The sequence below is a fragment of the Sulfuricurvum sp. genome, from assembly GCF_028713855.1.
Classification (GTDB): domain Bacteria; phylum Campylobacterota; class Campylobacteria; order Campylobacterales; family Sulfurimonadaceae; genus Sulfuricurvum.
Map to the genome: position 1 here is coordinate 17,933 of NZ_JAQTNN010000021.1, position 12,705 is coordinate 30,637.

Sequence of the window (12,705 nt, forward strand, 5' to 3'; positions counted from 1 at the left end):
TTCAGTCCAATGTAAAATAAGCAGTTAGCGTGAATGTTCCGATAGCGACAATATAATACAAAAAGACCAGTCGAAACAATACCATTTTTCCCAATACCAACACCAGGATCATTTTGACAATCGTATTGCTAACAATCGCAAGGACAATAGCATATTGAGCGGTCAGAGGATTTAGCGTTGTTTTAGACAATGTCGATAATGAAAGAATAATCGCATCTACATCGGCAAAACCGGAGACAAATGAAGCTACCAATACTCCTGCATCACCCATGTAGCGATTTACAATCCCGATAATCACCAACGTTGCTCCGAAAATCAGCCCCATCATCAAGGCCTCTTTCAGTTCAAACGGATTGCTGAATTTAAAATCTTGAGCGATATTTTCACGTTTTGTGGTAACATAAAGATATCCGATATAGAGATACCCGCTAAAGGTTCCAACCACAATCGGAATCACAAACGCATGTGCCAGAGGGGGATTAATGACCCATACTTCAACTCCTGCTCGAATCAGCATCATAGAGGATGCCAACGTAATCCCAATAGCAAAGTTTTTCGCAAAAAATCCGTTTTCATGAAGCCGTCTGGCCATATTCATCGCTACAGCAGTTGAAGAGACAAGTCCTCCGAAAAGCCCTGCTACCCCGATACCGTGTGCCGTTCCAAAAAACCGTATTGCAATGTAGCCGAAAAATGAGATTCCCGCCACCAGAAGAACCATGATCCATATCCTATAAAGATTGACAAGGCCCAGAGGATCAATGGAACGATCGGGAAGGATCGGAAGGATGACGAAGGTCATCATCATGAACATGACCGCAGCATTAAGCTCATGTTTCGCGATCGTTTTCTCATATTCTTGTATTTTATCTTTGATATTTAGAACAAATAAAACGATAATGGCCACAAAGACGGAAAGCATCGGTGAAGAGAATTTAAGCATCGCTCCGATTAAAAACGTTACCATTGCCGAAAACTCCGTTGTCGAACCTTTATCAATATTATCAAGACTATTGACGATATAGGCACTGATGAGAAATAATCCGATAATTACGGTGGAACCAAGGAAAAAATAGGGGATAAAAGTAGAAAACCATGCCGAGAGAAATCCGAATAATGCAATCATCGAAAAGGTTCTAGAACCTCCGAAATCCTTCTTCTTTTGAGCATAAATCGTATGCATTTCACGCTCTAAACCAATAACAAATCCTAATACTAAGGCAAGTACACTGTTCTGGACAAACAACTCATCCATTTAATCTTCCTTTATAGATCATCTCACACATCTCATACTCAATTATAGCCTATTGATTAACAACCCTATTTCGCCCGCTCTCTTTTGCCTGATATAACAGTTCATCAGCACGTTTCAACAACATTTCTGCCGATTCATTTTCTTCCAAAACGGCCACTCCGAATGAACATGTTATCTTTTCCGATGTCCCAAAATTTTCTAACTCAATAGCAACCCTCAGCATTTCAGCTAATTGAAATGCCTGATAAAGAGAAGTATCAGGGAGTAAAATAACAAATTCTTCCCCTCCCCAACGTGCATAAATATCGCTCTTTCGAAGCTGTTTCATTACCATATCGCTGATTTGTTTTAGAACCTTGTCACCTTTGAGATGTCCGTATCGGTCATTAACCTGTTTAAAATAGTCGATATCAAAAAAGATGATTCCCAACGGTTTTTGCTCACGGGCTGCAACATTGATGGCATGTTCATACACCATCGTAAAATGGAGTCGATTCGCTATACCGGTCAAGGGATCGGTCATCGAAATCGATTGTATCGATGAAATATCCGTAAAAATAACAACATATCGACTCTCTTCTTTAAATTTTAGCAAAGAGAGCTTGACATCAAATACGGTCGTTTGACCCTCAATAGTTATTTTGGCTTTATGATTTATAAGCGGATGATCGCTGATGTATTCCGTCCAACGCTGATCATTAAACATCGGCATCAGATAATCTTCCGTATCCCCTTCTTCGAAATACTCACAAACACATGCGTGATCACGCTTAAAATCGGAAACATTCCCATAATGAAGGTAGGCTAAAAAAGTTTGATTTGCAGCAATCAGTTCATGCCCGTCAGTGACAATGACCGGAGATGGGATCGCATCGAGTACGGTTTGGCTATACATCTCCTGAAAACTCATCTTGTTAGCAACAGTATCATAAATTTTATTGATAATAAAGCCTATTACAATGATTAAACTAAAGGCCATGATCGCCGTAGCGACAATCATTTGAAACACATGATTTCCAAAGTCTGAAACAGGGCGGATAAACATAATCGCTCCCATTGACTGATTTAAATAGGTCTTAACCGGCATGGTCGTGATGGCGGATGATTGATTATCATAGTGAATGATACTGTTCTTGAAACTACTATTTTCCTTTTTATACTGTTCCACCAACGGTAAAAGTTTTGCAGGGATATCGAGAGCTATGTAATTGCCGATTTGAATGTAATTTTCAACATGGGCAAAGACCCCCAAGAAATTTTGACGGATGAAAAATATAGAGGCATATCCGGTATGGCGATAAATTTTTTCGGTTATAAAAGCGGTGGACAATCCAAACTCCACCGCACCCAGATACCTTCCCTTTTCGGTAACGGGGATCAGTATCCGAAATGCCAGCCCTTGCCTTCCCTCTTCGAATCCGTACGCTATTGTATGGTGTTTATGAACATAGGCAACCATAGGGCGCTGAGAGGCGATCGGATCACCATAGACCTTAGGCTGATGCATACGTAACAGTGATGTCCCGTCCGCATTGTGAAACTGCATGACGACCAAAGAAGGGTTCTCTTTACGCATAACCGTCCAACGGGGGAATATCAGCCGATAAAGTTTATCATGATCACGAGAGCGGAACGCATCAATAACTTCGGGAGAACGGATGTTGGAGTTTGCCCTTGCAGTGTAAAAATGGACGGTTTCTCGAATCGTCTCTTCAAAATTAAGATGAACGCTTTGGTACGCCTCCTGCATACGCATATTGTTTTGCTCTTTATCGTGGATGATATTGTAAGTTGTTATTATCATTGCGACACTCACAATGACACTGCTGAGTATTAAAAATATTTTGATTTTCAAATGATTCATTTTCATGCTTTTTCACTTGATAAATCATTTGTTGGTATTTTCAAGAGTGTTTCAAATTCTTCCAGCGGCAGTGGCCGGCTAAACCAATACCCTTGATAGGCATGGCATCCCAAATCTGCCAATACATTCCATTGTTCTTGTGTTTCTACCCCTTCTGCAATTACTGAAAGCCCCATACTCTCAGCCAAAGCGATAGTTGATTTACAGATGATAGCATCATTGGTATTGGACAAAATATCGCGCACAAAACTTTGATCTATTTTCAACTGATCGAGTGGAAGCCGTTTTAAATACGCGAGGGAAGAATACCCCGTCCCAAAATCATCCAACGAGAAATAGACTCCGGCATCTTTCAAAGCAACCATTTTTTCAATCACCTCTTCTATATTTTGAAGTAAAAGGCTTTCGGTCAATTCAAGCTTGAGTCTTTGAGGATTTGCACCGGTCTCATCGATAATGGATAATACTCTCTCAACAAAATTGCTTTGGCTAAACTGACGAGGGCTAACATTGACAGACATAGTAATATGCTCAGTACAGGAACCATGTGACCACTCAGCCAACTGTTTACACGCCGTTTTTAAAATCCAATCGCCAAGGGGGAGAATCAGTCCCGTTTCCTCTGCAACAGGGATAAATTCTACCGGCCCAACCAAACCGCGCTTAGGATGTTGCCAACGCACAAGTGCCTCAGTGCCGGTGATGTAACTGTTATCGAGTACTTGTGCCTGATAATAGAGGACAAACTGGCATTCGTCAATCCCTCTGCGCAAATCTTCTTCCAATAACGAACGTTTTTTAAGAGCTGATTCCATATCCGGATCAAAAAAGCTAAGTCCGTTACGTCCACCTTCCTTTGACTGATACATTGCCAAATCGGCCTGTTTCATCAAATCATCAACCGACATACGATCACCCCTAAACAGGGTGACTCCTATACTTGCCGTACTACGATGGCTCACATTACCTAAAAAATAAATTTGATTCAATGAAGCAAGAATCTTTTCGGCCACCATCTCACTCACAGTTGCAGCCTCGGTTTCATTCTTGCTGAGCCCCGATAATATCACGACGAATTCATCTCCTCCGAATCGTGACACCGTGTCACCCTCCCGTACACATGCCCGTAAACGCTCTGCAACCTGCTGAAGCAATATATCCCCGACCTCATGCCCTACAGTATCGTTCAGCGTTTTAAAATTATCCAAATCGATAAATAATAATGCTCCGTAATGACTATTTCGTGTACTGTTCGCAATAGCCTGTTTCAGTCTATCCAACAGAAGTGTCCGGTTTGGCAAACCGGTAAGTTGATCAAAAAAAGCCAATGTATCGATTTCTTCCTGACTCTCTCGTAAACTGTTTTGTTGAAGATGGATATTTGTATCGGTTCGGCGCAATACTAAAAAGATAAAGCCCAACAGCAATCCCATAAGCGTAAGCCCTATCAAAATATTCTGAATGAGAAAATGGATAAATTCAGATCTTTCAGTACTAATATCATTCATCATGAATAAAGCACCGATTTCTTTGCCTGATACATCCTTTAACGGTATGATCGATGCCCGCCATCTCTTTGTGTTGTATAGAATTTCTTGATCCTTAGTCACTTTAGGATCATGTCCTACACTGTAGTTTTTCACTATTGATACCATTTGACCCGGTAATCGATCGTGAAGCGAGGTATAAACTATGGCATCGCGAGGCAGTTGTTCCCAATTCGCCTCACGGTTCATCATTTGCATCCCCTCTTCCCATGGCTGACGTTTTAGGTACTCTTTATGGATTAGAACCGTTATCTCATTGGAACCGTAGGTATGGAGTACATTAAGGACATCCTCTATCTCTTTTCCGAGTTCGACATAGCCGATCAGAGTGTTGCCATCAAACACCGGCTGTACTACCCGCAGGGTAAATGTCCCCAATGGGCCGATTTCAATACCCGAGGAGGATTTTCGTGTCCATTCGGCTTCTTGTGCCGTAAACCGATTAATCAGATCACCGTATTTTTCCGGTTTATGGACTCGTAGCAAACAAACACGTTTTTTATCAAGAAAATAAAAATGGGTAATTTTATTCTCTTTTTTCATCTCTTTAAAAATACCCTGCCACTTTGCCAACAAATGATCCCGACGACCTTCTATGAGATCATTTTTGACCGAAGGATCAGCGATAATAAGTTGTAACGCAGTTGATAGTCCAGCACTTTGTTGATTCAGGAGAACGAGAAAATCCTTCGATAATCCGTTAACCTGAAGATCAACTCTATCTTCCAACAAATGATTGTGCTGCTGAACCAACAGTGCACCTACTCCTATAGTAAAGATTGCTACCATAATCGATAAAATGATCATAAGATGACGTGATATAGGTTTAGGAGAAGGAGGAGCAATAAAGCCGCTAGAAAACGTGTTTAAAGTGTCAGAATGTTTCATCTATTAGCCTATATACTTTTTATCTATTTTCTTACTTTAAATTATTATACTATAAAGATAAAAAAAACACTCACATAATAAAACAGTCAAAAAAAATTACTGCGGTCCTAACAACCGGATAAAGGCATCAATATAATGTTCATCAAATTGTTCTGCCATTTCCTGCTTGATAAGAAGAATCGCTTCATAACTGCTGTAGTCAGATCGATAGGTACGACGTGTCGTCAGCGCATCAAAAACATCACACATTCCGATAATACGGGCAACTTTAGGGATACGTTTTCCCCGCAATTTTTTCGGATATCCGCTGCCGTCCAATTTTTCATGATGATAATGAACACCGTCCAAAACTTTTTGATTTTCTAACCCGTTATTTCGAAGAATTTCCAAGCCATAATCCGCATGACGTTTAATCAATTCATACTCATCATCTTCCAACGAAGTTGGCTTAAGAAGTATGTATCGGTCTATGCGTATTTTGCCGATATCGTGAACCAATCCGGCATAAGCAACATCACTTAACTCTTCTTTTTTTAAACCGATCGACTTGCCTAAAATTATTGAAAGCATAGCCACGTTTGTACTGTGATGGTGAGTGCTGTACTCATGAGGCATCATTCGTAAAACAACGGGGATAACGCTGATATCAGGGATATTCAAACAATCTATAAGCCCTTCTGTACATTCTCCCAAGGCATTTAACGGTAATGTTTCATTCATTTCATGAAAAATCGCTTCCATTAACGCTGCTGTCGTTTGATAGACTTTTTCAATTTTTGCCTCAAAACCTTGAACCTGTTTCAATTCTTCATTAAGAGTCAACGCTATCGGGAGCATCTCCTGTACTGTTCGAATCTTTTTCGATTCGATTCCAAAATTATCGACTCCGTATTGTTTCGTATAAACATTTACCTTATCAATTTCATAAATGGAAATGTACATCTCTTGATTTTGATTGATTGTTTTAGCTAATTCCGGGGTGATCAGTGTTCCTGATTCTATTATAATGACATAATCATCAAATCTTTTGATGTAACAATCAAAATCAATGATTGTCCCCTCCACTAAAATATGTGGATTCATGGCAACATATTTATGATTTATAACTCTTCGAACCACTCTCTTCAAATTCTAAATCCCTCTAGACACTTTTATAAAACTGCCCACTTTTAAAATGACTTATTTATTCTATATTCTACCCGCATGTAACCTTAAAGTTCTCTCTTATCTTACATTTCTGTATCATTTTTAATCCAAATGGGAGTAAAACAATATCGAATACTCATTATCAGGAGTCTTCAATGAAACGGATTATTACTATCTACACGGAGCATAAAAACAGTATCCAATTTTATCTACGCAAAACAATGGGAGATTTCCACCCTTTTTCGCTAAACGCCTCCGATATGAAGCGTTTCTTCGAATTTGAAAAAGCAGCGGAAATTATTTATGCCGTATCTCCCACCTTTGTCCAGTCAACTCCTAGTTACGGGGTAAGTGAAGACGATTTAAATCGTCAAGGGGCCGATAAATCATTTTATTTCAAGTGGGTCAGCTTTGCAGAAGAACCGATCCATATCAGTAATCCCTACCTGAACCATTTGAGCGGTCTCCCCACGCTCACGGTTGTTAAACAGGAAAACAATACGTATCTTGTTGCCGACTTTGACATGTTGAAACTGCTTGAAGAACTCCGACTAATAGAACACAACACTCTTTTAGAAAAAGTCAATAAAATGGTCATGGGTTTCGGCGGTTTGTTACTGGGATTTGTTTCTGCATTTTTAATTTTGTACGGAGCCTATATTTTTGGTGCCATGCTTTTCATCAATAATCAGCAAAATGAAGTGATGCATGAAATCTTTACTTCTATTATCTCGATTACGATCGGCCTTGCCATTTATGATCTGGCTAAAACCATGATTGAAAATGAAGTCTTATACAAATCAATTGAATACGGAAGCGATATGCAGAGCAAATCGCTCAGCAAGTTCCTCACTTCCATTATCATTGCCCTCTCTATCGAATCGTTAATGGCAGTCTTTAAAATCGTGCTGGATGATTACAGCAAAATCATCAATGCGTTTTATCTCATTATCGGTGTTACGTTGCTTATCGTCGGTACGGGGGTATACAACTACCTTTCTCGGCAAAACAAAGGATGATGTTATCGATACCACAGCCTCATCATGGCGGCACCCAGTAAAACATAGGCAGCCTCGCTCATCCCCGCCATCCATGCACCGATTACTCCCAGCATCAAAATCAGTGCTATATAAAGCGGTACGGTTGCCTCGCGCAACTCTTTTTTGATCATTTCGTATTGCAACGGTGAGAGTTCTACCGCCAATTCTCCCTTACTCGCCCGTCGTATAAGATGACGCAATGCGGTGATATCATCGGGAATATGTTTAATCTCATTTATCAAATTTTCGAAAATAGATTCTTTCATCCCCAATGCTCTGGGAATATTCCTCTGTAAGATGGGAAGAATGTCTTTAATCCCGTTAAAATTTTCGATATAAGTGGTTCCCAATCCCTCGATAATAGCGCTTACACGTAGGATATATATTGCCTCTTGCGGGAGTTTAAAGGGGAGATTTCGGGTTTGTTCCAACACCTCAAATGCCAATTTTTGCATGCTTCCGCTATCCAGTGCATCATTACCGAAGATATCAAACATCCTCTCCGTAAACTCGGCAAGCTCCGCCGCAGGAGCATCGTAAGCCACCGTTCCCAATCGTTTAGCCGCACTGACATACGCTTCAAAATCCCGTTCATTCGCTGCACGAATCAACTCGATAATGGCGATACGGGTATTGTTGGGCACTCGCTTCACCATCCCAAAATCGAGCAATACCAGTTTGCCCTCCGGATTGACCAAAAGATTTCCTGGATGGGGATCGGCGTGGAAAAAGCCTTTGACCAGCATTTGATCGGTATAAAACCGTACCAATTTATCAATAAGGGGTTTAATATCCAGTCCATGTGAGAAAATGGCATCACGATCATCAAACCGCCACCCCTCTTCAAAACTCATTACCAAGGCATCATCACAGCTGTACGCACTATAACTTTTCGGAAAAATGATCCCTGATTCTGCATACATGAGAGAAAACTTCTCTAAATTGATCCGTTCTTGGTTGAGACTGCATTCTTGAACAATCATGATCGAAAATTCGGCTATGACCGATTCGATGGAGTGGCGAGTCGTGTGGGAAAAGAGAGGTTGAAAGAGACGGTTAAACAGTGAGAGAATCCGTATGTCCGCACGAACGCGGTTCTCTATCCCTTCGCGTCGAAGCTTTACCGCTACTTTGGTACTCTCGTCTATCCATGCCTCATGCACCTGCCCGATCGAAGCGGAAGCAATACTCTGGGGATTAAAACGGATAAAAGAGGTCGTAGGAAACGCTTTAGCCATCACCCGCTCATACGCATCGTGAGCCATCGGCGGTAAATCATCATGTAATGTTTTAAGGGCGTTTAAGTACGGTTCATCGAAAAAATCGTTACGAGTTGCCAATACCTGCGCAAGCTTAATAAAACTCGCGCCCAACTCCGTGATCGTTGCTGCCAGTTTCTCAGGAGAAAGGGGAGAAATTCCCAAAAAACTCTCCCTTTTTTTCAGCAACAGATAAAATGACAATAGAAGCCGAAAAATGTTCCAAAGGCGATACGGTGAATACAAAGATCTCACCCGCGTAACGCTTCGATATCCTTTTTCGTCGCAATTCCGAGTTCTTCAATCACCTCTTTTATTGCCGTTTTAAGCTCTTCTTTCACCCTTTTTTCCTCATCTTCACCGCGCGTTTTCAGCCCTTCCAAAAAACTCTTGGAATCTGTAGCGTTCAATTTTCCTTTCTCTTCGAGCTTTTTAAGCTCTTCTTCAACCCGTTCTTTGAGCAATAACGCTCCGCCCATTCCCGTATAAAACAACTCTTTTAGCATGGTCTATCTCCTATGGCGTAATAAAGAAGTATAGAACAAAATCAACACAATTAGGTATCCCTTTTATGTCAGTTCATTTCTATTAGTATTGTTTTAAATTTTAGTGGAGAACTGATGTGTCTATACAACGGGGGGCATTCCAACTAACAAAAATATTTGTAAGAAATATAAATTTATTTTTTGCATTCTGTAGTTTTCAATTCAAACCGATAAACATTTTCTGGATTTGGAAAATACGCTATTTTACTTTGTTGCGTTTGCACAAATTTGCCTTCATCAATATAATATTCATCAAAAGTTACCCCTATCGGTAAATCATTTGACGAATCATTGATATATGATATTTTGTCAAAAGCAATTTTTTTATTTTCGAGAAGTCGAATTCCAGAACAACTTCCAAAAAGACTTGGTAGTAAATAGAATGATTTTTTCTTTTGTTTAAGTTGATTAAAATCAATCAAATAGATTGAATTATGCCTTGCTGCTTTTCCGCTTGCAGAAGAATAAACAGCTTCTATACACGCATAATGTCCGGATATATATAATTTATCTCCAACCAATTCTGAATTATCTACTTGCTCATTAGGAAATACAATAGCCTTATTAAGATACAAGCGATACTTATTCAATGAAATATATCCATTGCTTATTTTTACTTTATACTGTTTTTTATCTATATTTCCTTTCCAAAACGATAAATCATTATCATTATTTCTTCTCCATTCAAAATTAAAAACTGGCTCTTTGAAGATAGTATTTGTATATGTTTTATAAAAAGAGTCATAGCCATCATAAATGGTTTCAGCAGCCAATCCTGTGTATATTAATATGTGTAAAATGATTTTATACATTCTTACCTCGTCCAATCGTCAAAATAATAACCACGGATAAATTCTTCTCTTTCATTTGTCAACATTTCTTTTGCAGCAAAATAATATTGATTTTTCATTGTTCCATTTCCAATAATTGTATACGCCTCATCTCCTGCAAGTTCTCTATATTTTAACCACGCTTGTTGAGATTTTTTAGCTTTTGACAAAAGTTTCTTGTCGTTTTTACATGAATTTATTAATCTCTTATATGTTTTGTTTAGTTTTTGATCACTCTTTTCGAAATCTCTCTTCGCACAAAAGTCTTGCTCTAGTCTTCCTCCATGATGGGCATTGCAGTATTTATCAATTTCTGTATCGTTCATGTCGCTAAAATACTCATTACTAGATATTTTTGATAAATCTACCATAATGCTAGCTTCTGCAATAAAAAATAAAAATGGAAATATAACCATTAAAATACTAATATTTCCCATCATACACTCCTGTTGAAAATAATTTAGATTCTAATTTTCGTCACAAAATATTATTTTTACCTCTACCAGTCCAGAAGAATTTTAACTTTTCCAGCGTATCAGCATTGTCGCCATTATTACCTATTTGTAGCTCGATTAATATCTGTGTAGCACCAATTATTCATCATTAAAATTGAGAATAGAATTGTCTTTTTCATTATTGACTTATTCCACTCAGCATATCTTCTAAAAAATCATGTTGATTAATAGAAAGTTTGTAAACACATTCATAATAATCGACATCATTTACATGAAAAGCTTTTACTTCTAACGCATCATAAATCCCCCATGAATTTCGCGATCCTTTGATCAACTCACAGTATTTTCTTTCTTGCTTTTTAGCTTTCATAAAGTCCATAAAAAGTTTTTGATATTTTGTATTTTTCGGCATAGTAGATAAAATTTTTTTACTTATTATAAAACTATTATCATCTTGCTCTTTTGTTAAATCCATATAACAATAAACATCAGACATACCGCCTCCTAGATGAGCCAAACAAGAATTGTTCTCATCAGCTTCTACATAAATAAAAAGTAATAAAATTCCTATTATTATCTTAGTGATCAGTATCATAAATTCCCTCTCCAAATAATTTTGCTTCTGCTGTTCTGCGTTTTAATTTTCCTTCAACTTTTGCATGATAAGTTTTTATAATCTTTGGAATATCTTTGTATATACCTTTGTTAACTATCTCACTTATCTCAGTCAGCCCTCCATAGGCACCCGCATTTATACCAATCGATACCAATGCATCATACTCATATTGATACAATGGAACTTTAATCTTTTTATTCACTTGATCTTCAACAATTTTTATATCACTTTTTAAAAATTCCATAGCCTTTTGAACTGAAACTTTATCCCCAACTTTCAAATGATCTTTGTCTAAGACAACATGCCCCATCCCTACTGTTGGTTTGTTAATTTTTGGATTTTCAGGATGATCATTATATACTTCTAAAATCATTCCTTGTGCAACAGGTAGTCCACGAAAAGTTCCATTTAAAACTCCACTTTCCCATACTCCTAAAAATGGTAATAATTTATCTGATGCTTCCCACGGCTTCCAAAGCCTATCTGTTTTCCCTTCCGCAAGAGATTCTGGAGTCATATTTCCTGTTCCTGTAACTATAGACATTTTATTTTCCTTTTATATATCTTCTTTATGTCCTATATAAATAATAATATCCTCAGCTCCATTTGTTAGAAATCTTTTAGTTTTTCCCTCATCATCGGTTTCATCATGGAGTATTTCACCTGATGGAAGCTTTGCTGTATAAACCATACCTGCCATTGGATTTCCAGTGGCATCTTTTAATATAAACTGCTCATCAAATATCTCATCACTCTGCGTAGAAGTGGCTTTCCCCTTCCTCTCCCCCTCACACCCGCCATTGACACAAACCTTCTTCCCTTTGATCTCAACATACTCACTGGCTGCTACTTGGATATTGCTTGCGGTGATCTCTATGGTTCCTTCGGCACTCATATGGATGGTGCTGTTTCCGACAGTGATGGTGTATTCTTCTCCTACGATGGTTGATTTTATATATCCCACTTCTTCTGTAGAGCTTATCCCCACGGTCTCATTCTTACTAGCACCGACAGATACCTGATACCCAGCCCCAATAGTCAGAGCTTTTGCTATGTCTATTGTTTCCGTTTTGCTTTTGTTGACTCTCTCAGTTCGGTAGCCGTGGATAGTAACGTCTTCGTTGTTGTCGACTGTTTCACTTCGGTCATGTTGGATATGTTCGGTTGCGTCATGGAGGACTAGGAGGCTGTAATCTTTTTGGGCTCGGATGTTGAGTTGTTCGTTGGAGTTAGCGTCTTCGAAGAGGATTTCGTTGTACC

Annotated in this window: 11 protein-coding genes and 1 pseudogene; 1 reads left to right on the forward strand and 11 read right to left on the reverse strand. The window is 38.8% G+C overall.

What is annotated here, in order from left to right; all coding sequences use genetic code 11:
* Nucleotide 1: 1 nt before the first annotated feature.
* From PHI47_RS14040 to PHI47_RS14055, 4 genes are all read right to left on the reverse strand, one after another.
* A complete protein-coding gene (locus PHI47_RS14040; RefSeq protein ID WP_299938741.1) occupies nucleotides 2–1,255 on the reverse strand; it encodes an MgtC/SapB family protein in 1,254 nt (417 codons plus the stop codon).
* A 49-nt stretch (nucleotides 1,256–1,304) separates the two neighbouring features.
* The gene (locus PHI47_RS14045) at nucleotides 1,305–3,119 is read right to left on the reverse strand and encodes a diguanylate cyclase (RefSeq protein WP_299938743.1); all 1,815 of its coding nucleotides are present in this window, start codon (nucleotides 3,117–3,119) and stop codon (nucleotides 1,305–1,307) included.
* 2 nt (nucleotides 3,120–3,121) lie between these two features.
* Nucleotides 3,122–5,554: an EAL domain-containing protein gene (locus PHI47_RS14050; RefSeq protein ID WP_299938745.1), complete on the reverse strand. Its 2,433-nt coding sequence runs from the start codon at nucleotides 5,552–5,554 to the stop codon at nucleotides 3,122–3,124.
* A 96-nt stretch (nucleotides 5,555–5,650) separates the two neighbouring features.
* A complete protein-coding gene (locus PHI47_RS14055; protein ID WP_299938748.1) occupies nucleotides 5,651–6,637 on the reverse strand; it encodes an HD domain-containing phosphohydrolase in 987 nt (328 codons plus the stop codon).
* A 218-nt stretch (nucleotides 6,638–6,855) separates the two neighbouring features.
* Between PHI47_RS14055 and PHI47_RS14060 the strand changes: the two genes are divergently transcribed.
* Nucleotides 6,856–7,719, forward strand: coding sequence for a hypothetical protein (locus tag PHI47_RS14060; RefSeq protein WP_299938750.1), 864 nt, complete (start codon nucleotides 6,856–6,858; stop codon nucleotides 7,717–7,719).
* Between the two features lie 2 nt (nucleotides 7,720–7,721).
* Here PHI47_RS14060 and PHI47_RS14065 read toward each other — a convergent pair whose 3' ends face one another.
* The 7 genes and pseudogenes from PHI47_RS14065 to PHI47_RS14095 form a co-directional block, all read right to left on the reverse strand.
* The gene (locus PHI47_RS14065) at nucleotides 7,722–9,164 is read right to left on the reverse strand and encodes an AarF/UbiB family protein (protein WP_299938756.1); all 1,443 of its coding nucleotides are present in this window, start codon (nucleotides 9,162–9,164) and stop codon (nucleotides 7,722–7,724) included.
* 86 nt (nucleotides 9,165–9,250) lie between these two features.
* Complete coding sequence (locus PHI47_RS14070; RefSeq protein WP_299938759.1) at nucleotides 9,251–9,505, reverse strand: hypothetical protein; 255 nt, start codon at nucleotides 9,503–9,505, stop codon at nucleotides 9,251–9,253.
* A gap of 173 nt (nucleotides 9,506–9,678) precedes the next feature.
* Nucleotides 9,679–10,356: a hypothetical protein gene (locus PHI47_RS14075; protein WP_299938762.1), complete on the reverse strand. Its 678-nt coding sequence runs from the start codon at nucleotides 10,354–10,356 to the stop codon at nucleotides 9,679–9,681.
* A gap of 2 nt (nucleotides 10,357–10,358) precedes the next feature.
* Nucleotides 10,359–10,814, reverse strand: a complete 456-nt coding sequence (locus PHI47_RS14080; protein WP_299938764.1) for a lysozyme inhibitor LprI family protein — start codon at nucleotides 10,812–10,814, stop codon at nucleotides 10,359–10,361.
* A gap of 193 nt (nucleotides 10,815–11,007) precedes the next feature.
* Nucleotides 11,008–11,424, reverse strand: a complete 417-nt coding sequence (locus PHI47_RS14085; RefSeq protein ID WP_299938766.1) for a hypothetical protein — start codon at nucleotides 11,422–11,424, stop codon at nucleotides 11,008–11,010.
* On the reverse strand, nucleotides 11,408–11,989 hold the full coding sequence (locus PHI47_RS14090) for a lysozyme (protein ID WP_299938769.1): 582 nt from the start codon (nucleotides 11,987–11,989) through the stop codon (nucleotides 11,408–11,410). Before PHI47_RS14090 ends, PHI47_RS14085 begins: the two co-directional genes overlap by 17 nt.
* A 12-nt stretch (nucleotides 11,990–12,001) precedes the next feature.
* Nucleotides 12,002–12,705 (reverse strand): annotated as a pseudogene (locus PHI47_RS14095) (hypothetical protein); the annotation flags it as partial.